Below are 21,434 nucleotides of genomic sequence, written 5' to 3' on the forward strand. Positions count from 1 at the left end.
CATCTGCGCGAACGCCGACCAGCCGCCGCCGACGATCCGCACCCCGACCGGCGTCAGCTCGACGATGCGATCCATCATTTCCAGCAGTTCGCGGTCATGGCTCGCGACCAGCACGCCGCCGCGCCAATTTTGGATCAGCAGATGAACAGCCGCGCGGCCGGCAACGTCGAGATTGTTGGTGGGCTCATCGAGCAGCAGCAGGTCGGGCGCTTCGAGCAGCAGCCGTGCGATACCGATACGGGTCCGCTCGCCGCCGCTCAGCGTCGCTATCGTGCGATCGAGCGCGATCGCGGGCAGACCGGCTTCGAGCAACGCCGCCTCGATCCGAGTCGACAGCGTCCAGTCGGCGGCATCGAAATCGATCTCGTGCCCATCTCCGGCAACAACGCGCGCGATGACGGCGAGGCAATCGGCAACGCCGAGCGCCGCGGCGATCGTCAGATGTCCGGGCCAGTCCTGCGCCAGCGTGCCGATCGATCCAGCGCGGATGACATGCCCCGCGGCTGGCTCGGCCAGGCCTGCGACGATCCGCAACAAGGTCGATTTACCGGATCCGTTGCGGCCGACAAGGCCGACACGTTCGGCTCGAAGAGAGAATGTGAGATGGTCGAAAAGGCGGTAACCGTCAGGCGTCGTGGCGGCGACTGCGTCGAGCGTGAGGAAGCTGGGCATGAACAACCGTGAATTCGGACCAAACAAGGCGGCTTGCGATGTTGATCCGGATATCCACGGCACCATTCCTCTTCAGGGTTCGGCACGTAATGTAGGCCGATCCGGACCCCGCAGCAACCCGGGCCGTTCCCGGCCCTGCTGGCTCGGCATGCGGGCGCGTGCTAAGCGCAGCGCATGCCCGCTCTCATCCTTCCCCTCGTCGACGCTGCCGCGCACTGGCCTGACCGCGGCGCACTGATCGGTCTCGACCTCGGCACGAAGACCATCGGCGTCGCCGTCTCGAATCCCGACCGCAGACTCGCCACCGGCATCGAGACCATCCAGCGCAAGGCATTCAAGGCCGACGCCGCGCGGCTGCTTGCCCTTGCCGCCGAGCGCAAGGTGACCGGCTTCGTGCTGGGGCTCCCGATCAACATGGACGGCAGCGAGGGACCGCGTGCGCAATCCACCCGCGCCTTCGCCCGCAACTTTTCCAAGCTTACCGATCTGCCGATCGGGCTATGGGACGAGCGGCTCTCGACCGCCGCGGTCGAGCGCGAGCTGATCGGCATGGATGTCAGCCGCGCGCGGCGCGCCGAGGTGATCGACGAACACGCAGCGATCTTCATCTTGCAGGGCGCGCTCGACCGGCTGGCCAAACTGCGACAGAGCAGCGTTTAGCATGGGCGTCGTCATCGCGGCATTGCTGCCGGTGTTCCTGCTGATCCTGCTCGGGGTCGTGCTGAAGCGCAGCCTGATCCAGCCCGACGCGCAATGGCAGGGACTTGAGCGGCTGACCTACTACGTGCTGTTTCCGGCGCTGTTGGTGCAGACGCTGGTGAAAGCCGATCTGTCGAAGGTGCCGTTCGCCGGCGTCGGCGGCGCACTGTTCCTGTCCGCGCTGGCGATGGCCTTGCTCTGCCTCGCGCTGCGCCCGCTGCTGGCGCGGCTCGCGATCGACGGGCCCGCCTTCACTTCGATCTTCCAGGGCGCGGTCCGCTGGCAAACCTATGTCGGGCTCGCCGTCTCCGGCAGCCTCTATGGCGCGTCGGGCCTCGCGCTGGCGTCCGTCGCCATGGTCGCGATCATTCCGCTCGTCAATGTGCTGAGCGTCACCGTGCTGGCCCATTATGCCGCGCCCGAACGGCGCTCTGCGCGCGAGATCGCACTTACGATCGCGCGCAATCCGCTGATCCTGGCTTGCATCGCCGGACTGGCGCTGAACCAGCTGCACGTGCCGCTGCCCAAGCTCTGGCACGACGTGGCCAACGCGCTGAGCCAGGCGTCGCTCGCGATCGGCCTGCTGGTCACCGGCGCCGGACTGCATTTCGAGGGGCTGACGCGCTTAAGGCTCGCCGCCGCGCTCGGCGTCGGGCTCAAGCTGGTGGCGATGCCGGCGCTGGCGCTGGCTCTTGCGGTCTGGTTCGGCTTGAGCGGTCCGAGCCTCGTGATCGTCGCCGTCTGCGCGGCGGTGCCGACCTCGCCGAGCGCCTATGTAATGGCGCGGCAGATGGGCGGCGACGCACCGCTGCTGGCGCAGATCATCACTCTGCAGACCGCGCTGGCGGCGCTGACGATGCCGCTCATCATCGCGATGGTCTCGAACGGCTAAGCTGACGGTGGCGCCAAGCCCAGCCATACAGAGATATAAAGATTGATCGCAGAGTGCACGACGACCGCCAAATAGGTCGAACCGCTACGGTAGCGGAAGTAGCCGAGCAAAAGACCCGTCACAAAGATATCGAACTTGCCAAGCCAATCATACTGGGTGTGAGAAGCGGCCCAGAGCACGGAGGTGAGCAGGATCGCGCCCACCGGCCCGAGGAAGGAATCCGACCAGCCGCGAAACGCAAATCCGCGCACCGCGAATTCCTCGACAATCGGCGCACCAACGCAAGCGGTTGCCAGAAAAAGGAATAAGGACGTGTCGCTCCTGGCGCTTTGGTATTCGCTGACGATGGAAGTATCCGTCGCCAAACCCAGCCAAGCGAAAACGAAGCTCAACGCCTGCAGCCCAATTAAGGTGACGACCAGCGCGACGACAAGCTCGCCGGGACGAGGCCATTTGAGGGCAAGATAGTCCGAGACCTGCCATCCTGCACGGCGAACCGCCCACCAGATCACGGCAAGCGCCCAAGGAAACGCGCCGAGCAAGACGACCGCATTGTAGTACGCCTGGTCGGAAAGCGCGTCCGGCGAAGTCGATGAGACCTGACGGACGACAAACAGCGCCACAGCTGTCAGCCACCCACCGGCCACGAACGCGACATAGGTCGCCAGTGCAACGCCCAAAGTCTCAAAAAAATGCAACGCTCGCGGCGCTTCCGGTGCGCCGACTCCGTCACTCATAAATGCCCCCGCCCGCTCCAGGCAATTCCCGCTTGAAAGGCCGAGGCAAACAACTACAGGATCAATGCTTTTCGAGCTAGCCGTTTCCGCTCGCAAGCCACATCGTCTGCAGCGTGGCCGCGAGGTTGTTGAGGCCATGCAGGACCATGGTCAAATAAATCGAGTGGGTACGGTAGCGCAGATAACCGAACCAAAGACCCAGCGACAGCACGTTGAGCAGACCGAACCAGCCGTACTGGAAATGTAACCCGGTCCAGATCAGCGACGACAGAATGATGGCGCCGGGCACGCGCAGGAACGAATCCGACCAGCCGCGATAGAGGAAACCGCGAGCGAGCAGCTCTTCCGAGATCGGCGCCGCCACGCAGAACGCGATCACCAGCAACCATACCGTGCCGTCGCCCTGGGCCGCCTTCAGCATCTCGATCATGAAGTTCGACGAGGGTTCTTCGTGCCCCGTCAGGCCTGACATCAGCTCCCAGATTCCCAACACCACGACCATGCCGACGACGCCGAGGACGAGATTTTTCCAACTGGTCCAGCGCAGGCCCAGATACTCGGCAAACGGAAGCCGCGTCGAGCGAATGGCGAAATAGAGCGGGATCAGCAGTCCGGGCAGGCCCATAATGGCGGATAATGCGATGATGGCCGGCGAGCTGCCGATGTTGTTCAGAGCCTGTTTGAGCGCTTCAATGCTATTGAGCGCCCCCGGTGACGTGAGCACGAAATAACCGATCGGAACCAACTGACCGACAAAAAATGCGACGATGACGAGCACACCCCACAGTGCCGTGCGCCAGAATCCCAGCCTGCGCGGCGCGCGGTGCCCGGGCTCGACCAGAACGGGCGGACCTTGGGGATCGACGTATTCGAGTGCGAGGCTTTCAGGAAGATCGGTCACTGCAGCGCGCGCTCCAGCAAGGTGCGCATGTCAGCGGCATCGAGGTCGACGGCGCCGTACATGCCGGGATGGGTCGTGGCGAGACGAGTGGCGGCAAACAGCTCGGCATGACGCGGTGTGACCTGGTTCAGCGCGGCGCTGGCTGCGAGCAGCGCCAGCTTCTCGACCGCGAGACGCGCCACGCGCTCCGAGTCGGGCCTGCGGAAAGCCTGCCCGATGAAGCTGACCGTCTCTGCCGCGCCAGGCAGACCGCGCGTCTCGGCCGCGAGCGCGGTCAGAACCGTCATCGCGGCCTCGGCGTCGCGCGACAGGGCCCTGAGCACGTCGAGGCACATCACGTTGCCCGAGCCTTCCCAGATCGCATTGACCGGCGACTCCCGGAAGTGCCGCGCCAGAATGCCGTCCTCCACATAGCCATTGCCGCCGAGGCATTCCATCGCCTCGTACAGAAACGCCGGCGCGCTCTTGCAGACCCAATATTTGATCGCGGGTGTCAGCAGCCGCACATAGGCCGCCTCCCCGGCGTCGGCCGGCGCGCGATCGAACGCCCGGCACATCCGCATCACCAGCGCCACACTCGCCTCGACATGCAGCGCCATGTCTGACAGCACCGCCTGCATCAGCGGCTGATCGGCCAGATGCTTCTGGAACACGCTGCGATGGCGGGTGTGATGCAACGCATGCGCAAGGCCCGAGCGCATCAGGCCGGCAGACGAGATCGCGCAGTCCTGTCGCGTCAGTTGCACCATCTGGATGATGGTGCGGATGCCCTTGCCCTCCTCGCCGACGCGCGCCGCATAGGCACCGATGAACTCGACTTCGGAGGATGCGTTCGAGCGGTTGCCGAGCTTGTCCTTCAAACGCTGGAACTGGATCGCGTTCACCGAACCGTCGGGCGCAAAGCGCGGCATGAAGAAGCAGGTCAATCCTGCATCGGCCTGCGCCAGCACCAGGAAGGCGTCGCACATCGGCGCCGACATGAACCATTTGTGGCCGGTGATGCGATAGCCGTCGGCTGTGCGCTCGGCGCGGGTCATATTGGCACGCACATCGGTGCCGCCCTGCTTCTCGGTCATACCCATGCCGAGTGTCATGCCGCGCTTCTGCCACCACGGTGCAAAGCTCGGATCGTAGTCGCGGCTGGCGATGACCGGCATCGTGCTCGCCAGCAACTCCGGTTGCAATGCCAGCGCCGCCACGGAGGCGCGCGTCATCGTCACCGGACAGAGATGGCCGCTTTCGACCTGGCTGGCGATATAGAATTTCGCCGCACGCACCACCTCGGAGCTGCCGCCGCGCGGCTTGCCTTCACTCGTCCAGGTCGAATTGTGCAGGCCGGCCTGCGCCGCATACGCCATCAACTCATGATAGGCCGGATGAAACTCGACGACGTCGCGGCGATGGCCCTTGGAATCGAAAGTCCGCAGCTTCGGCGTGCTCTCGTTGGCGAGCCGGCCCCGCTCCGTCATCGCAGCCGATCCCCACAGCTGTCCGAACTCGGTGAGCTCTCGCTGCGCGTCCGCGCCGCCGTTGGCCGCAACGGCGGCGGCCAACGACTGATCGGACGTATAGAGGTTGACGTCCTCGAACGGCGGTGACTGGTTGAACACCTCGTGGGTCGCGAACGAAGGCTGGGTCATGGCCGTATTCCGTATCGATGATCGGCGCGGCCGAATAGGAAAATCATAGGCGGTCGCGCCCGCACCCGGCCGCGAAAAGTGCCACCACTCCCTGGCATAGTTCACAAAGCCTTGCCGCCGAGGCAACGGGGGATAACTCGGAACACCGGCTTTCGCCCTTGCCCACCGTGGAAACCGCGCCTATAGCTCTGGCTTTAATGGCAACCTCTCCGAAATCGACGTTCGTCCTCGCGCACCGGCATTTGCTGGGAATCGAGGGCCTTTCCGCTGACGATATCACCGGCCTCCTCGACTTGTCCGAGGAGTATGTCGAACTGAACCGTCAAGTCGACAAGAAGCGCACCGTGCTGCGCGGCCGGACCCAGGTCAACCTGTTCTTCGAGGCTTCGACGCGGACCCAATCCTCGTTCGAGATCGCCGGAAAACGGCTCGGCGCCGACGTCATGAACATGTCGGTGTCCTCCTCGTCCATGCGCAAGGGCGAGACCCTGATGGACACGGCCGTGACGCTGAACGCGATGCACCCGGATATCCTGGTGGTGCGCCACCACGCCTCCGGCGCGGTGGAACTGCTGGCGCGCAAGGTCGACGGCTCCGTGATCAATGCCGGCGACGGCGCCCATGAGCATCCGACCCAGGCGCTGCTCGATGCGCTGACGATCCGCCGCAACAAGGGCCGGATCGAAGGGCTCGTGATCGCGATCTGCGGCGACGTGCTGCATTCGCGGGTGGCGCGCTCCAACATCCTGCTGCTCAACACCATGGGCGCGCGGGTGCGCGTGGTCGCGCCGTCGACGCTGTTGCCGCAGGGCATCGAGCGGATGGGCGTCGAGGTGGCCCGCGACATGCGCGAAGGGCTGCAAGGCGCCGACATCGTGATGATGCTGCGGCTGCAGCGCGAGCGCATGAACGGCTCCTTCGTGCCTTCGTCAGGCGAATATTTTCGCTATTTCGGGCTCGACCAGAAGAAGCTCGCCTACGCCAAGCCGGATGCGCTGGTGATGCATCCGGGACCGATGAATCGCGGCGTCGAGATCGACTCCATCGTCGCCGACGGCGCGCAGTCGCTGATCCGGGAACAGGTGGAGATGGGTGTCGCGGTGCGGATGGCGGTGTTAGAGGCGCTCGCCCGCAACCTGCCGAATGCTTGAACGTAAATCGGGAACGACCATGCTGACCGACCGCCGCCCGATCCTGCTCGCCAACGCCCGCGTCATCGATCCCGCGCGCGATTTCGACGGCATCGGCGACCTGCTGATCGCCGATGGCGTGATCCGCGAAATGCGGCGCGGCATCGGCGCCGCCGGCGTGCCCGAAGGCACCGACATCATCAACTGCGCCGGCAAGGTCGTGGCCCCCGGACTGATCGACATGTGCGCGTTCGTCGGCGAGCCCGGCTATGACTATCGCGAGACCTTCGCGTCGGCGAGCCTGGCGGCCGCCACCGGCGGCATCACCACCATCATCTGCCAGCCCGGCACCGCGCCCGTCATCGACAATTCGACGACGGTCGATTTCGTGCTGCGCCGGTCCCGCGACACCGCGGTCGTCAACATCCAGCCGATGGCGGCGCTGACCAAGGGCCTGCGCGGCGAGGAGATGACCGAGATCGGGCTCTTGAAAGCGGCCGGCGCGGTCGCCTTCTCGAACGGCCACACCAGCGTCACCAATGCGCAGGTGATGCGCCGCGCGCTGACCTATGCGCGCGATTTCGACGCGCTGATCGTGCACCACACCGAGGATCCCGATCTCGTCGGTGAAGGCGTCATGAACGAGGGCGAGTTCGCTTCGCGCCTCGGCCTCGAGGGGATTCCGGCCGCGGCCGAAGCGGTCATGCTGGAGCGCGACATGCGGTTGGTCGCGCTCGCCAAGGGACGCTACCACGCCGCGTCCCTGAGCTCGATCGACTCGCTCGAGATCCTGCAGCGGGCGCGCGATGCGGGCTTGTCCGTGAGCGCCTCGGTCTCGATCAACCATGTCACCTTGAACGAGAACGACATCGGCCCCTACCGCACCTTCCTGAAATTGTCACCGCCGCTGCGCGCCGAGACCGATCGGCGCGCGCTGGTGGAGGCGCTGGCCTCGGGCCTGATCGACGTCATCGTCTCCGATCACAACCCGCAGGACGTCGAGGTGAAGCGGCTGCCATTCGCCGAGGCCGCCAGCGGCGCCGTCGGCATGGAGACCATGCTGCCGGCCGCGCTGCGGCTCGTGCACAATGGCGAGCTCTCCTGGACCACGCTGATCCGCGCGATGTCGACGCGCCCCGCCGAACTGCTCGGCCTGCCCGGCGGCACCTTGCGCGCGGGCGCACCTGCCGACATCGTCGTGATCGACCCCGATGTGCCTTGGGTGCTCGATCCCACTGATCTTAAATCGCTATGCAAGAACACCCCGTTCGACGAGGCCCGCTTCACCGGACGCGTGGTGCGCACCATCGTCGGCGGCCGCACCGTATTCGAGCATGTCTGATACACAGGCGACAGCCAAGGAGTGATGCGCGATGGGACCTGACGCCTTTCTCTTCGTCGCCCTGGTGATCGGTTATCTGTTCGGCTCGATCCCGTTCGGCGTGATCCTCACCAGATGGGCCGGCACCGAGGATCTGCGCAATATCGGCTCGGGCAGTATCGGCGCCACCAACGTGTTGCGCACCGGACGCAAGGAACTCGCCGTCGCGACCCTGCTCGGCGACGCGCTGAAGGGCACCGCCGCGGTTATTCTTTGCGGCCATTTCGGCGGCCCCACCGCGGCGATGGTCGCTGGCCTCGGCGCCTTTCTCGGCCATTTGTTCCCGATTTGGTTGAAGTTTCGCGGCGGCAAGGGCGTTGCCGTCTATATCGGCATCCTGCTCGGCCTGTTCTGGCCTGCGGCGCTGTTCTTCTGCCTGATCTGGCTCGCGACCGCCTTCGCGTTCCGCTACTCCTCGCTAGCCGCGTTCGTGGCTAGTGTGCTCACGCCGATCATGCTGTTGTCCATCAGCCACACCGCGCTCGCGGCGCTGTCAGCCGTTCTCACCATCCTGCTGTTCTACATGCACCGTGAAAACATCAAGCGCTTGCTCAGCGGTACGGAGAACAAGATCGGCGCGAAGAAGTAGCCACCGCATTCTTACGGAAAAGCCGTATTTCGCCTGCATTTTCGCGGCAATGCAGCAACACTGCGCGTAGTTCCCAACTGATATCGACGCGTGACTCTGGCGGGAATCAGTTGAGCCTGTCATTGTCGAATCATGTGGTTCAGAAAGACCGAAGCGAGCGGGTCATCGGCCACGCGCCATGACCCCATCACTCAGCAGGAGCCGGTGCAGCAGCAGGCCGCACCGTATCGTTCCTCCGCGACTGCCCTGCTTTCCGGCGCCCAGATCTGGTCGAGCGGCGACAGCACGAATTCAGATCCGGTCATAGCCGAGCCGGTCGTCACGCCAGCGCCGGTTGTGGAAGCTCCGCTGCCGATCACCAGGGCGAGCGAGCCAGTAAGGGAGCCGCTGCCGAGCGCTGTCGTCGCGGACGCGCCTGATGTCGCGCCGCTGGCGACACAGCCCGTTATCGCCGAGATGATACTGGCCGCGACCGGGATGAAGCCGACCGCCGTCGAGGTGAAGCTGCCGGCGACGACGGACCGCTCGCTCGCGCAGACCATCGTTGCGACACCGGCGCTGGCGCCTGCGCCGCGCCTCTGGCCGCCGCGCAAGCTGTCGCTGGCGCTGCAGGGTGGCGGCACGTTCTCGGCGTTCTCCTGGGGCGTGATCGAGCGGTTGCTGGAAGAACCAAGTGTCGACTTCGACACGATCAGCGGCGCGAGCGCCGGCGCCATCAACGCCGCACTGCTCGCTTGTGGCATCGCCAATGGCGGCCGCGAAGCTGCGCGCGAGCTGTTGACGCAGTTCTGGACTCGCGTGACCAGCGAGGCCTCGTTCCACGCACTGATGCTGGTCGGCAGTTTATCGCCCGCCAGCAGCACGATCGCGACCGGACCGGCGCTGCGTGCGGCGCGGTCCGACCTCGCGCCGCTTCGCGAGATGCTGACGAACCAGATCAATTTCGCCGCCGTGCAGGGCCCGGCCGCACCACGCGTGTTGCTCGCCGCGACCCGGGTCCGCGACGGCGGCCAGCGGATCTTTCGCAACGCCGAGATCACGCCAGACGCGCTGCTTGCCTCGACCTGCCCGCCCCAGCTGCAATCTCCGATCGAGATCGACGGCGAGGCCTATTGGGATGGCAGCCTCACGGCCAATCCGCCGATCGTCAGCCTGGTGCACGAATCCAGCGCCGCCGACCTCCTGGTCGTGCAGGTGACGCCGACGCGCGATGGCGCGATTCCGGAGTGGCCGGCCGCGATCGACCGCCGGCTCGACCGGATCGCGGCCAATGCCGTGCTCAATGCCGAGCTCGCCGCGCTGGAATGGGCGCGCAGCGACGGCCTGCATCCGCCGCGCGTGCACCGGCTGGCGGCCGAGGACGCGATCGCCGATCTGGCTGAGCAGAGCCCCACCGATTTCGGACCGGGCTTCATCGCGATGCTGCACGAAGGCGGCCGTCATGCGGCCGAGCGCTGGCTGCGCGAGGCGCCTGTCGGCACCACGCTCGCTCCACAGGAGCGCCGGGCGGAGTTCGACGCGGCCATGCTGGACTCGCTGCTCGTCTAAATTTTCTGGTCTGATCTCTGCTGTTGGGCGCGTGACGTACGCGCGCCCCCTTCCCTGCGCCCTCAGGTTGCGTCATGCTGCCTCCATCTGGAGGTCACGCGTGGACGCCATTACCACCACCATCGAGCTGGCCGAGGCCGAGCGGCTCGATCGCCTGCGGCTGATCCGCTCCGATAATGTCGGGCCGCGGACCTTTCGCTCGCTGCTCGATCATTGCGGCAGCGCGCAGGCTGCGATCGCGCAACTGCCGGAGCTGGCGCGCCGCGGCGGCGCCGGACGGACCTTGCGGATCTGCAGCAAGGACGAGGCGCACGCGGAGCTTACGGCATCACGCAAGCTCGGCATCCGCCTGCTGGCACTGGGCGAGAACGGCTACCCGTCGCGGCTGGCCACGCTCGACGATGCGCCGCCATTGCTCGCCGTGCGTGGCGCTGACGAAACTCTGATGCGACCGATCATCGCCATCGTCGGCTCGCGCAATGCCTCCGCCGCCGGGCTCAAATTCGCCGGCCAGCTCGCACATGAGCTGGGCGAGGCCGGCTTCGTCATCATCTCGGGCCTCGCCCGCGGCATCGACCAGGCGGCGCACCGCAGGAGTATCGCGAGCGGCACCATCGCGGTGCTCGCCGGCGGTCATGACCGGATCTATCCGCCCGAGCACGAGGATCTGTTGACCTCGATCCTCGCCGGCGAAGGTGCCGCGATCTCAGAGATGCCGCTCGGGCATGAGCCGCGCGCTCGCGACTTTCCCCGCCGCAACCGCCTGATCTCAGGCGCCGCGCTCGGCGTGGTCGTGGTCGAGGCCGCCCATCGCTCGGGCTCGCTGATCACGGCGCGGATGGCCGGCGAACAGGGCCGCGAGGTGTTTGCCGTCCCCGGCTCGCCGCTCGATCCGCGCGCAGCCGGCACCAACGATCTGATCAAGCAGGGTGCGATGCTTGTCACCGGCGCCCCCGACATCATCGACGCCGTTGCACCGATCATGGCGCGGCCAAAGTCCCTGCCCTTGCGCGAGGATGATGACGAGCCGTTTGCGCCCGATCCCGAAAACCACGACCGCGACCAGATCGTGAGCCTGCTCGGGCCGACGCCGGTCTCGCTGGACGATCTGATCCGGATCTCGGGCATCGCGCCGGCCGTGGTCCGCACCGTGCTGCTCGAGCTCGAGCTTGCAGGCAAGCTCGAGCGCCATCGCGGCGGACTGGCATCCCTCTCGTGAGCTAATCAGTCCCGCGCGCTGCGTTCGTCGAAGCGCGAGCGTGCCGCCTCGATCTGGTCCTGATGGCTCACGGCCCATTCGCCGAGCGACTTCACGGGATGGCACAGCCCGCGGCCGAGATCGGTGAGCTCGTAATCGACGCGCGGCGGAATGGTCGGAAACACCGTGCGCGTGACCAGCCCGTCGCGCTCCAGCCCACGCAAGGTGAGCGTCAGCATCCGCTGCGAGATGCCGCCGACCATGCGCTTCAGCTCGTTAAAGCGCTTCGGCCCGTCGCCGAGCATCATGATGACGAACACGCTCCATTTGTCGCCGACTCGCGCCAGGACGGAGGCGACGCCGCGACAGTCATGGTCGTCCAGCGACTGCCGCGGAGGGATGGGACCACGGATGTTCTCAGGTTTCACGGATGTGCCCGGGTTTCAAAAATGTGCGTTCTTGTGCGGTGATCGCACAGTTACTCATAGTGCGCTAGTTACAAACCCATACCAAAACCCAAAAGGTAACCGGCGATGACCAAGCTCCTCCACATCGATTCCAGCGTGCTCGGGCCGCACTCCGTGAGCCGGCGGCTCTCAGCGGCAATCGTCGACCGGCTGCGGCACACGACGCCCGGCCTCGAGATCGCCTATCGTGACCTTACCGCGGCCCCGCTCGCGCATCTGTCGGGGACGCATCTTGCGGCCGCGCAAGGCAACCTGCCATCCGATCCGCTCCTGCAGCAGGAGCTTGCGGCCGGCCAAGCCGTTCTGGAGGAGTTTCTCGCCGCCGACATCCTGGTGCTGGGCGCACCGATGTACAATTTCTCGATTCCGAGCCAGCTGAAGGCGTGGATCGATCGCATCCTGATTGCCGGCAAGACTTTCCGATATACCGCGCAAGGACCGCAAGGCCTCGCCGGCAATAAGCGTGTCATCGTCGCGCTGTCGCGCGGCGGATATTATGGCCAGGGCACGCCGACTGCCGCGCTCGAGCATCTCGAGAGTTATCTGCGCGGCATCTTCGGCTTCATCGGCGTCACCGCGCTGGAATTCATCGCGGCCGACGGCATCCAGGTCGGGCCCGAGCACCGCGAGAAGGCGCTGGCGAACGCGCTCGAAGCCGTTAGCCAGCTGCAGGCCGCCTAGGATAGCGCAGTGATCGCGGCTGCCGACATCGGCGCGGCAGCCGCCCTCGACAGGATCAGTCCCAGACCAGCGGCCAACCCAGCGCCAGAGCACCGAGCGAGAGCAACAGGCCGGTCAACGAGAAGATCATCACCGTCATGAAAATATCTTTTGCAGACTGAATCCGCGCCGGTTGCTCGGCGACTGACGCCGGTGTCGACATTAAAACGGAAGAACGCGCAGTTTTGGCCATTATGCGCTCCATTATGAATGTGTAAAAAAATCCCGCCCTCGCGAAGAGGTCGTCACCGCAGCAGCGATGGTTCAATGCGGCCTGCAGTTTTTCCCATCACACCTTCGAGCCCGTCGGCGGCTTCACCGAAAAAGCGAAGCGCGCCGACGGGCTCGGCTCTGACCGACCTTTGTTAGTTGCCTTCTCTATCTACTGCCTCGCCGCCTGCCCCCTGAAGATTGGAGCACCGGCGGGAGAGCTGGTCGCACCGCCATCGACAAACAGCTGCTGCCCCGTGATGTGCGCCGCCTCGTCTGAGGCCAGGAACAACACAGTGTTTGCGATGTTCTCCGGCTCGCCGATATGGCCGAGCGGCGTTGTCGCGCCGATGCGGGCCTCGAAGATCTTTTCGGCCTCCGGCGTCGCGATCGCAGCTCCCCAGATCGGCGTGCGGATCGCACCGGGTGCGACGACATTGACCCGGATACCGCGTGGCGACAATTCGGAGACCAGCACCCGCGCCATCGCGGTCACGCCGGCCTTGCTCGCGGCATAGGCAGAATAGCCGGGATTGCCGAGCACGGAGATCACCGAGCCGTTGAGGATGATCGAGGCGCCGTCATTGAGATGCGGCAGCGCCGCCTGCACCGTGAAGAACACGCTGGTCAGATTGGTCCGGATCACCTGCTCGAACACCTCGAGCGAAGCGCTGCCCACCGGCGTCTGGCCGGGAATGCCGGCGTTGGCGAACAGAATGTCGAGCTTGCCGAAGCGATCCGCCGCCTTGGCGATCGCAGCCTCGGTCGCGGCGATGTCGGTGGCGTCGGCCGCAAGCGCCAATGCCTGCGGCCCGAGCTCATGCGCCGCGGCCTCGAGCCGCTCCACATTGCGGCCGGTGATCGCGACCTTGGCCCCTTCGGCCACGAACCGCTTCGCAGTCGCCAAGCCGATGCCGCTGTTGCCGCCAGTGATCAATGCCGTCTTGTTTGCGAGCCTCACGGCCAGTCTCCATATGTTGAATGGTTGCATAATGAAACTATATGGCCATTTAGACCGAATGGTTTTATAATGCAACTATATAAACACGTGATCGCCTTCACGTGGAAGCCACATCGGTCGAGGTTTGAGGAGCCCAGCATGGTCAAGCGCACGAGCCTGGACGGCGACGCCTGCCCCATCGCGCGATCGCTGGATGCGATCGGCGATTGGTGGTCGCTCCTGATCATCCGCGACGCTTTCATGGGATGCCGCCGCTTCGGCGAGTTCCAGCGCAGCCTCGGGCTCGCCAAGAACATCCTCACGGTGCGGCTGCGCGATCTCGTGGAGCGCGGCATCCTGGCGACCGAGCCGGCGTCCGACGGCAGCGCCTACCGTGACTATGTGCTGACCGCCAAGGGCCGTGGCCTGTTCCCGATCCTGGTAGCGCTGCGGCAGTGGAGCGAGGAATTCGACGAGAGACCGCAGGAGATCGCGACCATGCTGGTCGACCGCGAGAATGGCCGCCGGGTCCGCAAGCTGGCACTTTGCGCCGAGGATGGCCGCGTGCTGGCGGCCGCCGATACCACGCTGAAGCCACGGCCGGGGACGCTCGCGGGCAAAGAAAGCGCGTCAAAATAGGCATCTCCATCCGCTCCAGATGATCTGGGACGGCAGAGTTCCCGCTCGCTACGACAGTTTCTTCCGGCTGCGCAGTCGCAGCCATTCTTCGGCCTCGAGATGCGCCATGCGCAGCAGATAATCGAGCATCTCCAGATGATGGCGCCGGGCGAGCCCGGCGAGCCTTTGCGTGGTCTCGGCTATGATCGCCGCCGCCTCGTCGGCTCCGCCTTCATCATGGACATTGTCATGAAGGTGGCGCGGCTCTCGGCTCTGAGACATGCGCTTTCGCTTACGCAGTGGTTTGGTCAAAAAATTCATCCGAATCCATCTTATTTGACAGATTTACCTATTCAACATCCACAACTCTCGGGTGGTAATATGCAACCATTTAGATATTAACTCTTGCCCGGGACGCTCGTTTCAAAATCTGGCGATTTGACAGGAACCCCCTCACCACCCATGTTCGGGGTCAGAGAGCGTTTCTCGCGAATCCCGCGAAACCGGCTTCAATCCTTCCCGTAAGCCACTGGAAATACATGAATATCGTCATCGTGGAGTCGCCGGCGAAAGCCAAGACGATCAATAAATATTTGGGCTCCTCCTATGAGGTTTTAGCCTCTTTTGGCCATGTCCGCGATCTCGCCGCCAAAAATGGTTCGGTCGATCCTGAAGAAAACTTTCGGATGATCTGGGAGGTCGATGCCAAGGCCGCCGGCCGGCTGAACGACATTGCGAAGTCACTGAAGGGCGCCGATCGGCTGATCCTGGCGACCGATCCTGATCGCGAGGGCGAAGCCATCTCCTGGCACGTGCTGGAGGTGATGAAGGAAAAGCGCGCGCTGAAGGATCAGAAGATCGAGCGGGTGGTGTTCAACGCCATCACCAAGCAGGCGGTCACGGAGGCGATGAAGAACCCGCGCCAGATCGACGGCGCGCTGGTCGACGCCTATATGGCACGCCGCGCGCTGGACTATCTGGTCGGCTTTACCCTCTCCCCCGTGCTGTGGCGCAAGCTGCCGGGCGCGCGCTCGGCCGGCCGGGTGCAATCGGTGGCGCTGCGGCTGGTCTGCGACCGCGAACTCGAGATCGAAAAATTCGTCGCCCGCGAATACTGGTCGCTGATCGCGACCCTGGCGACGCCGCGCGGCGACAGTTTTGAAGCCCGCCTCGTCGGCGCCGACGGCAAGAAGATCCAGCGGCTCGACGTCGGCACGTCAGCGGAAGCCGAAGACTTCAAGAACGCGCTCGAAGCCGGCACCTACACGGTCGCGACGGTCGACGCCAAGCCGGCGCGCCGCAATCCCCAGGCGCCCTTCACGACCTCGACCCTGCAACAGGAAGCAAGCCGCAAGCACGGCTTCGCGCCGGCGCACACGATGCGCATCGCGCAGCGGCTCTATGAGGGCATCGACATCGGCGGCGAGACCACCGGTCTCATTACCTATATGCGAACCGACGGCGTGCAGATCGCGCCCGAAGCCGTCACCCAGGCGCGCAAGGTGATCGGCGAGATCTACGGCAATAACTACGTGCCCGGCAGCCCGCGCCAATACCAGACCAAGGCCAAGAACGCGCAGGAAGCGCACGAAGCCATTCGTCCGACCGATCTGTCACGACGCCCTGCCGAGCTGCGGGGACGCCTCGATGACGATCAGGCCAAACTCTATGAGCTGATCTGGACCCGCACCATCGCCAGCCAGATGGAATCCGCCGAGCTCGAGCGCACCACGGTCGACATCACGGCCAAGGCCGGCTCGCGCGTGCTGGAACTGCGCGCCACAGGCCAGGTCGTCAAGTTCGACGGCTTCCTCAAGCTGTACCAGGAAGGTCGCGACGACGAGGAAGACGAAGACAGCCGCCGCCTCCCTGCCATGAGCGCGGGCGAGCCGCTGAAGCGTCAGGACCTCGCCGTCACCCAGCATTTCACCGAACCGCCGCCGCGTTTCTCGGAAGCATCCTTGGTCAAGCGCATGGAAGAGCTCGGCATCGGCCGGCCCTCGACTTATGCCTCGATCCTCGATGTGCTGAAGGCTCGCGGCTACGTGAAGCTGGAGAAGAAGCGGCTGCACGGCGAGGACAAGGGCCGCGTCGTGATCGCGTTCCTGGAGAACTTCTTCCGCCGCTATGTGGAGTATGATTTCACCGCCGATTTGGAAGAGCAGCTCGACCGCGTCTCCAACAACGAGATCTCCTGGCAGCAGGTGCTGAAGGATTTCTGGACCGGCTTCATCGGGGCGGTGGACGACATCAAGGACCTGCGCGTCGCGCAGGTCTTGGATGCGCTTGATGAGATGCTCGGTCCGCACATCTATCCGCCGCGCGAAGATGGCGGCGATGTCCGGCAGTGCCCGACCTGCGGCACCGGCCGGCTCAACCTCAAGGCAGGCAAGTTCGGCGCGTTCGTCGGCTGCTCGAATTATCCGGAGTGCCGCTACACCCGGCCGCTCGCCGCCGACAGCGAGGCCACGGCCGACCGCATTCTCGGCCAGGATCCGGACACCGGGCGCGATGTCGTCGTCAAGGCCGGCCGGTTCGGCCCGTACATCCAGCTCGGCGACCAGAAGGACTACGAAGAGGGCGAGAAGCCGAAGCGCGCCGGCATCCCGAAGGGCACTTCGCCTGCGGATGTCGAGCTCGAATTGGCGCTGAAGTTGCTGTCGCTACCGCGCGAGATCGGCAAGCACCCGGAAACGGGCCAGCCGATCACGGCCGGTCTCGGCCGCTTCGGGCCTTTCGTCCGCCATGAGAAGACGTATGCGAGCCTAGAGGCTGGCGACGAGGTGTTCGACATCGGCCTCAATCGCGCCGTCACCCTGATTGCGGAGAAGATCGCCAAGGGCCCGAGCAAGCGCTTCGGTGCCGACCCCGGCAAGGCACTCGGCGATCATCCTTCGCTCGGCGCGGTCGCGGTCAAGGCCGGCCGCTACGGCGCTTATGTCAGTGCGGGCGGCGTCAATGCGACCATCCCCGGCGACAAGGACAAGGACACCATCACCCTGCCCGAGGCGATCGCGCTGCTCGATGAGCGTGCGGCCAAGGGCGGCGGCAAGAAGAAGGCCGTCGCCAAGAAGGCTGCCAAGCCGAAGAAGGCAGCCAAAGCCAAGTCCGAGTCTGACAAGTCCGCGTCTGATGAGGATGGGGATGACGCAAAGCCTGCCAAGAAGACCGCGGCGAAGAAGGCCGCCGCCAAACCGAAATCAGAGTCCACCAGCAAGGCGCGCGCGCCGGTCGCCGTAGCTTCCAAGACGTCGGCTGCGAAGACCTCGGCCAAGCCGGCCGCGAAAGCGCCAGCGAAGAAGAGCGCCGGCAAAGCTCGCGGATGAGAAAATGAGCAAAAAGCGCGACCAGGGCTTCCCGTCGCGGGAGGCCATCGTCGCCTTCATTCGCGCCAATCCGGGCAAGATTGGCACCAAGGAAATCGCGCGCGAGTTCGGCCTGAAGAATGCCGACCGCGTCGAGCTGAAGCGACTCCTGCGCGAGCTCGTCGATGGCGGCGCCATCAAGAAGAGCGGCCGCAAGACGATCACCGAGACCGACGGCCTCCCGGCCACCTTGATTGCCGACATCACCGGACGCGACAGCGACGGCGAACTGATTGCCAAGCCTGCCGAATGGGACGAGGCCGAGCAGTCCGAGCCGCCACGCATCCGCATCCATACCCCGCGCCACGCCCGCCCCGGTACCACTGCCGGCGTCGGCGACCGCGCGCTGCTGAGGATCGACCGCGTCGGTGACGGCGATGGGGTGGCCTATCGCGGCCGCGTTATCAAGGTGCTCGACAAGGCACGCAATCGCGTGCTCGGCATCTTCCGCGCGCTGCCGGGCGGCGGCGGCGGACGATTGATCCCAGTCGAAAAGAAGCAGGCTGGGCGTGAGCTCGCGATCGCAGCCAGCGACAGCCGCGAGGCCAGAGATGGCGACCTCGTCAGCGTCGAGCTGCTGCGCGGCCGCGGCTTCGGCCTGCCGTCCGCCCGCGTCAAGGAACGCTACGGCTCGGTCGCGACCGAGAAGGCGATCAGCCTGATCGCAATCCATGCACACGAGATCCCGCTCGATTTCTCCAAGGCCGCCGTCGACGAGGCAGAAGCAGCCGAGCCGGCCGTCCTGAAAGGCCGCGAGGATTGGCGCGAGCTGCCGCTCATCACCATCGATCCGCCCGACGCCAAGGATCATGACGACGCGGTTCATGCGGAACCCGATCCCGACCCGGACAACAAGGGCGGCTTCATCGTTCACGTCGCGATTGCCGACGTCGCCTATTACGTCCGCCCCGGCTCGGCGCTCGATCGCGACGCGCTCCAGCGCGGCAACTCGGTCTACTTCCCCGACCGCGTCGTGCCCATGCTGCCCGAACGCATTTCCAACAATCTCTGTTCGCTGGTGCCGGGCGAGCCGCGCGGCGCGCTCGCGGTGCGCATCGTGCTCGCGCCCGATGGCCGCAAGCGCTCGCACTCGTTCCACCGCATCCTGATGCGGTCGGCTGCCAAGCTCTCCTACGCGCAGGCGCAGGCGGCAATCGACGGCAAGCCGGACGACACCACCGGCCCGTTGCTCGATCCCATCCTCAAGCCGCTGTATGCGGCCTACGACGTTGCCAAGCGCGGCCGCGAAGCGCGCGATCCGCTCGAGCTCGATCTTCCCGAGCGCAAGATCCTCTTGAAGCCCGACGGTACCGTCGATCGTGTCGTGGTGCCCGAGCGACTCGATGCGCACCGGCTGATCGAGGAGTTCATGATCCTCGCCAACGTCGCAGCCGCCGAGGCGCTGGAGAAGAAGGCGCTGCCGCTGATCTACCGGGTGCATGACGAGCCGACCGTGGAGAAGGTCCATGCGCTGCAGGAGTTCCTGAAGACGCTCGATGTCCCCTTCGCCAAACAGGGCGCGCTGCGCCCGTCGCTGTTCAACCGCGTGCTGACGGTGGTGGCAGGCCAGGACTACGAGCACATGGTCAATGAAGTCGTGCTGCGCTCGCAGGCGCAGGCCGAGTACTCCTCGGAGAATTACGGGCATTTCGGCCTCAACCTGCGGCGCTACGCGCATTTCACCTCGCCGATCCGCAGGTATGCCGACCTTGTCGTGCATCGTGGCCTGCTGCGCGCGCTGAATCTCGGCGATGGCGCCCTGCCCGAGGGCGAGACGGCGGATCATTTAAGCGAGGTCGCAGCACAGATCTCGGTCACCGAACGGCGCGCCATGAAGGCCGAGCGCGAGACCGTCGACCGGCTGATCGCGCATCACCTTGCCGACCGGGTCGGCGCCACCTTCCAGGGCCGCGTCTCCGGTGTCACCCGCGCGGGCCTGTTCGTGAAGCTGAATGATACCGGCGCCGACGGGCTGATCCCGATCCGCACGCTCGGCACCGAGTACTTCACCTACGACGAGGCGCGGCATGCGCTGATCGGCCAGCGCAGCGGTGCCATGCACCGATTGGGTGACGTGGTCGACGTCCGTCTGGTAGAAGCGGCACCCGTGGCCGGAGCGCTGCGCTTCGAATTGCTGTCCGACGGCCACAAGGCGGTCTCGCGCCAAAGGCGGCGCGAAAGCCCGGCCGGCAGAGCAAAACCGAACGCGCCGAAACGTGCGAAGAAGGAAGCCGGGAAGGCCCGCCGTGATAGGGGCGGCAAGCCGAAGAGCAAAGCCAAGTCCGGCAAATCGAAGAAAGGCAAGTCATGGACGCCATGAGCACGACGCCGACCGCGTTGGCCCCGACCACCTGGACCCGCGACGCCGGCGCCGTGGAAAAGCGCGACGTCTGGACCGCGATGAAGCGTGGCTTCCGCGGCCGCTGCCCGCGTTGCGGCGAAGGCAAGCTGTTCCGTGCCTTCCTGAAGGTTGCGGACAAGTGCGACAAGTGCGGGCAGGATTTCTCCGCGCACCGCGCCGACGACCTGCCAGCCTACCTCGTGATCGTCATCGTCGGCCACATCGTGGTGCCGATCGCGCTTTACATCGAAACCAACTACTCACCACCGGTCGGCCTGCAGCTCGCGATCTATTTGCCGCTGGTCGCTGTCGCGTCACTGGCATTGCTGCAGCCGGTCAAGGGCGGTGTGGTCGCCCTGCAATGGGCCTTCCGTATGCACGGTTTCGACGAGACGCCGGAGCCAAGCGTTCCGCCGGTGTAAGCCCGAACGACAACAACAAAATTCAGGGATGGATATGACCGACGTCGCACAGGGAGCCGCTGCACCAGCACGGCAAGACAAGGAAGCCGACCATCATCCCTATACCAAGCCCCGGGATGCGGCGACCCTGATCCTGATCGACCGCAGCGGCGAGGTGCCGAAAGTGCTGGTCGGCAAGCGCCACGACAAGGTGGTGTTCATGCCCGGCAAGTTCGTGTTTCCGGGCGGCCGCGTCGACAAGGCGGACCACCGCGTGCCCGTAGCGGCGCCGATGCCGGGAGAGCTCGAAGCCAATTTATTCAAGGGCAGCCCGAAGACCTCGGCCTCGCGCGCCAAGTCGCTGGCGATCGCGGCGATCCGCGAAGCCTGCGAGGAGACCGGGCTGTGCCTCGGTCGCAAGGTCGACGGCAGGGCGCCCAAGCTCGACGGTCCGTGGGCGCCGTTCACCGAAGCCGGCCTGCTGCCCGATCCCTCCGGCCTGTTCCTGATCGCGCGCGCCATCACCCCGCCCGGCCGCATCAAGCGCTTCGACACCCGTTTCTTCACCGCCGATGCCTCCGCAATCGCCCACCGCGTCGACGGCGTGATTCATCCGGATGCCGAACTGGTCGAGCTGGTCTGGGTCGAGCTTGGCTCCAAGCCGCTCGCCGACCTGCACGCGATGACCAAGAACGTGCTCGGCGAGCTGGAGAAGCGGCTGGCGACCGGGCCGCTGCGCCACGACGCGCCGGTGCCGTTCTTCCACTTCTATGACGGCAAGATGCAGAAGGACGTGCTGGGCGCGTGATGTCGCAGATGGGTTGAGCGAAGCGATACCCATCATTTCGACCGGCCTGCGCGAAACATCGGCGGTATCGCTTCGCTCCACCCATCCTACTTCTTCGCATCGCCAGGGCCGAGCTGCGTCCCGGCAAATGGAGAAGGACGTGCTGCTGCCGTCAAATCATTCGCCGCTGTTCGCCCG

General features: G+C 65.3%; 21 protein-coding genes. 13 read left to right on the forward strand and 8 right to left on the reverse strand.

Annotated features, from left to right (window positions below):
* On the reverse strand, nt 1-672 hold a 672-nt coding region (locus WA702_RS26690), incomplete at its 3' end, for an ATP-binding cassette domain-containing protein (RefSeq protein WP_425113540.1).
* Nucleotides 673-846: 174 nt separating this feature from the next.
* On the opposite strand from WA702_RS26690, the gene ruvX reads away from it, so the two are divergent.
* Nucleotides 847-1,332 (forward strand): Holliday junction resolvase RuvX, encoded by a 486-nt coding sequence (gene ruvX, locus WA702_RS26695; protein WP_425113541.1) that lies wholly within the window; start codon nt 847-849, stop codon nt 1,330-1,332.
* Nucleotide 1,333: 1 nt separating this feature from the next.
* The gene (locus tag WA702_RS26700) at nt 1,334-2,263 is read left to right on the forward strand and encodes an AEC family transporter (RefSeq protein ID WP_425113542.1); all 930 of its coding nucleotides are present in this window, start codon (nt 1,334-1,336) and stop codon (nt 2,261-2,263) included.
* Here WA702_RS26700 and WA702_RS26705 read toward each other — a convergent pair.
* The 3 genes from WA702_RS26705 to WA702_RS26715 all read right to left on the reverse strand — a co-directional run bounded on the left by WA702_RS26705 (nt 2,260) and on the right by WA702_RS26715 (nt 5,541).
* Nucleotides 2,260-3,000 (reverse strand): lysostaphin resistance A-like protein, encoded by a 741-nt coding sequence (locus tag WA702_RS26705; RefSeq protein ID WP_425113543.1) that lies wholly within the window; start codon nt 2,998-3,000, stop codon nt 2,260-2,262. The two genes, WA702_RS26700 and WA702_RS26705, sit on opposite strands and share 4 nt — an antisense overlap.
* A 76-nt stretch (nt 3,001-3,076) precedes the next feature.
* On the reverse strand, nt 3,077-3,841 hold the full coding sequence (locus WA702_RS26710; protein WP_425113582.1) for a lysostaphin resistance A-like protein: 765 nt from the start codon (nt 3,839-3,841) through the stop codon (nt 3,077-3,079).
* A gap of 56 nt (nt 3,842-3,897) precedes the next feature.
* Nucleotides 3,898-5,541, reverse strand: a complete 1,644-nt coding sequence (locus tag WA702_RS26715) for an acyl-CoA dehydrogenase family protein (RefSeq protein WP_425113544.1) — start codon at nt 5,539-5,541, stop codon at nt 3,898-3,900.
* A gap of 197 nt (nt 5,542-5,738) precedes the next feature.
* Between WA702_RS26715 and WA702_RS26720 the strand changes: the two genes are divergently transcribed.
* From WA702_RS26720 to dprA, 5 genes are all read left to right on the forward strand, one after another.
* Entirely contained in the window at nt 5,739-6,692 is a 954-nt protein-coding gene (locus tag WA702_RS26720) for an aspartate carbamoyltransferase catalytic subunit (protein WP_425113545.1), read from the forward strand.
* A 19-nt stretch (nt 6,693-6,711) separates the two neighbouring features.
* A complete protein-coding gene (locus WA702_RS26725; protein WP_425113546.1) occupies nt 6,712-8,013 on the forward strand; it encodes a dihydroorotase in 1,302 nt (433 codons plus the stop codon).
* A gap of 31 nt (nt 8,014-8,044) precedes the next feature.
* Entirely contained in the window at nt 8,045-8,641 is a 597-nt protein-coding gene (plsY, locus tag WA702_RS26730) for a glycerol-3-phosphate 1-O-acyltransferase PlsY (RefSeq protein WP_425113547.1), read from the forward strand.
* A gap of 204 nt (nt 8,642-8,845) precedes the next feature.
* On the forward strand, nt 8,846-10,189 hold the full coding sequence (locus tag WA702_RS26735; RefSeq protein ID WP_425113548.1) for a patatin-like phospholipase family protein: 1,344 nt from the start codon (nt 8,846-8,848) through the stop codon (nt 10,187-10,189).
* Between the two features lie 100 nt (nt 10,190-10,289).
* A complete protein-coding gene (gene dprA / locus WA702_RS26740; RefSeq protein WP_425113549.1) occupies nt 10,290-11,408 on the forward strand; it encodes a DNA-processing protein DprA in 1,119 nt (372 codons plus the stop codon).
* Between the two features lie 5 nt (nt 11,409-11,413).
* Here dprA and WA702_RS26745 read toward each other — a convergent pair whose 3' ends face one another.
* Complete coding sequence (locus tag WA702_RS26745) at nt 11,414-11,815, reverse strand: winged helix-turn-helix transcriptional regulator (RefSeq protein ID WP_425113550.1); 402 nt, start codon at nt 11,813-11,815, stop codon at nt 11,414-11,416.
* A gap of 105 nt (nt 11,816-11,920) precedes the next feature.
* On the opposite strand from WA702_RS26745, the gene WA702_RS26750 reads away from it, so the two are divergent.
* Complete coding sequence (locus tag WA702_RS26750) at nt 11,921-12,535, forward strand: FMN-dependent NADH-azoreductase (RefSeq protein ID WP_425113551.1); 615 nt, start codon at nt 11,921-11,923, stop codon at nt 12,533-12,535.
* A gap of 55 nt (nt 12,536-12,590) precedes the next feature.
* Here WA702_RS26750 and WA702_RS26755 read toward each other — a convergent pair whose 3' ends face one another.
* Both WA702_RS26755 and WA702_RS26760 read right to left on the reverse strand, forming a co-directional pair.
* Entirely contained in the window at nt 12,591-12,767 is a 177-nt protein-coding gene (locus tag WA702_RS26755) for a hypothetical protein (RefSeq protein ID WP_425113552.1), read from the reverse strand.
* Nucleotides 12,768-12,956: 189 nt separating this feature from the next.
* A complete protein-coding gene (locus WA702_RS26760; RefSeq protein WP_425113553.1) occupies nt 12,957-13,745 on the reverse strand; it encodes an SDR family NAD(P)-dependent oxidoreductase in 789 nt (262 codons plus the stop codon).
* Nucleotides 13,746-13,883: 138 nt separating this feature from the next.
* On the opposite strand from WA702_RS26760, the gene WA702_RS26765 reads away from it, so the two are divergent.
* Entirely contained in the window at nt 13,884-14,363 is a 480-nt protein-coding gene (locus WA702_RS26765) for a winged helix-turn-helix transcriptional regulator (RefSeq protein ID WP_425113554.1), read from the forward strand.
* Nucleotides 14,364-14,411: 48 nt separating this feature from the next.
* Here the strand turns inward: WA702_RS26765 and WA702_RS26770 are convergent, their stop codons facing one another.
* The gene (locus WA702_RS26770; protein WP_425113555.1) at nt 14,412-14,624 is read right to left on the reverse strand and encodes a hypothetical protein; all 213 of its coding nucleotides are present in this window, start codon (nt 14,622-14,624) and stop codon (nt 14,412-14,414) included.
* A gap of 257 nt (nt 14,625-14,881) precedes the next feature.
* Here WA702_RS26770 and topA point away from each other — a divergent pair, with 257 nt between their 5' ends.
* From topA to WA702_RS26790, 4 genes are read left to right on the forward strand one after another with little or no spacing between them, the layout of a single operon-like run.
* A complete protein-coding gene (gene topA, locus WA702_RS26775; RefSeq protein WP_425113556.1) occupies nt 14,882-17,668 on the forward strand; it encodes a type I DNA topoisomerase in 2,787 nt (928 codons plus the stop codon).
* Between the two features lie 4 nt (nt 17,669-17,672).
* Nucleotides 17,673-20,027 (forward strand): ribonuclease R, encoded by a 2,355-nt coding sequence (gene rnr, locus WA702_RS26780; protein WP_425113557.1) that lies wholly within the window; start codon nt 17,673-17,675, stop codon nt 20,025-20,027.
* Nucleotides 20,015-20,470, forward strand: a complete 456-nt coding sequence (locus WA702_RS26785) for a DUF983 domain-containing protein (RefSeq protein WP_425113558.1) — start codon at nt 20,015-20,017, stop codon at nt 20,468-20,470. The genes rnr and WA702_RS26785 overlap by 13 nt, the downstream gene beginning before the upstream one ends.
* A gap of 34 nt (nt 20,471-20,504) precedes the next feature.
* A complete protein-coding gene (locus WA702_RS26790) occupies nt 20,505-21,257 on the forward strand; it encodes an NUDIX hydrolase (protein WP_425113559.1) in 753 nt (250 codons plus the stop codon).
* The last annotated feature ends 177 nt before the right edge of the window (nt 21,258-21,434 follow it).

Source organism: Bradyrhizobium sp., assembly GCF_049798375.1.
Taxonomy (GTDB): Bacteria; Pseudomonadota; Alphaproteobacteria; order Rhizobiales; family Xanthobacteraceae; genus Bradyrhizobium.

Bases quoted from the DNA above. Each gene is read 5' to 3' on its own strand.
- ruvX (WP_425113541.1), top strand. From the start codon at position 847: ATGCCCGCTCTCATCCTTCCCCTCGTCGACGCTGCCGCGCACTGGCCT.
- WA702_RS26700 (WP_425113542.1), top strand. From the start codon at position 1,334: ATGGGCGTCGTCATCGCGGCATTGCTGCCGGTGTTCCTGCTGATCCTG.
- WA702_RS26705 (WP_425113543.1), bottom strand. From the start codon at position 3,000: ATGAGTGACGGAGTCGGCGCACCGGAAGCGCCGCGAGCGTTGCATTTT.
- WA702_RS26715 (WP_425113544.1), bottom strand. From the start codon at position 5,541: ATGACCCAGCCTTCGTTCGCGACCCACGAGGTGTTCAACCAGTCACCG.
- WA702_RS26720 (WP_425113545.1), top strand. From the start codon at position 5,739: ATGGCAACCTCTCCGAAATCGACGTTCGTCCTCGCGCACCGGCATTTG.
- WA702_RS26725 (WP_425113546.1), top strand. From the start codon at position 6,712: ATGCTGACCGACCGCCGCCCGATCCTGCTCGCCAACGCCCGCGTCATC.
- plsY (WP_425113547.1), top strand. From the start codon at position 8,045: ATGGGACCTGACGCCTTTCTCTTCGTCGCCCTGGTGATCGGTTATCTG.
- WA702_RS26750 (WP_425113551.1), top strand. From the start codon at position 11,921: ATGACCAAGCTCCTCCACATCGATTCCAGCGTGCTCGGGCCGCACTCC.
- WA702_RS26755 (WP_425113552.1), bottom strand. From the start codon at position 12,767: ATGGCCAAAACTGCGCGTTCTTCCGTTTTAATGTCGACACCGGCGTCA.
- WA702_RS26765 (WP_425113554.1), top strand. From the start codon at position 13,884: ATGGTCAAGCGCACGAGCCTGGACGGCGACGCCTGCCCCATCGCGCGA.
- WA702_RS26770 (WP_425113555.1), bottom strand. From the start codon at position 14,624: ATGTCTCAGAGCCGAGAGCCGCGCCACCTTCATGACAATGTCCATGAT.
- topA (WP_425113556.1), top strand. From the start codon at position 14,882: ATGAATATCGTCATCGTGGAGTCGCCGGCGAAAGCCAAGACGATCAAT.
- rnr (WP_425113557.1), top strand. From the start codon at position 17,673: ATGAGCAAAAAGCGCGACCAGGGCTTCCCGTCGCGGGAGGCCATCGTC.
- WA702_RS26785 (WP_425113558.1), top strand. From the start codon at position 20,015: ATGGACGCCATGAGCACGACGCCGACCGCGTTGGCCCCGACCACCTGG.
- WA702_RS26790 (WP_425113559.1), top strand. From the start codon at position 20,505: ATGACCGACGTCGCACAGGGAGCCGCTGCACCAGCACGGCAAGACAAG.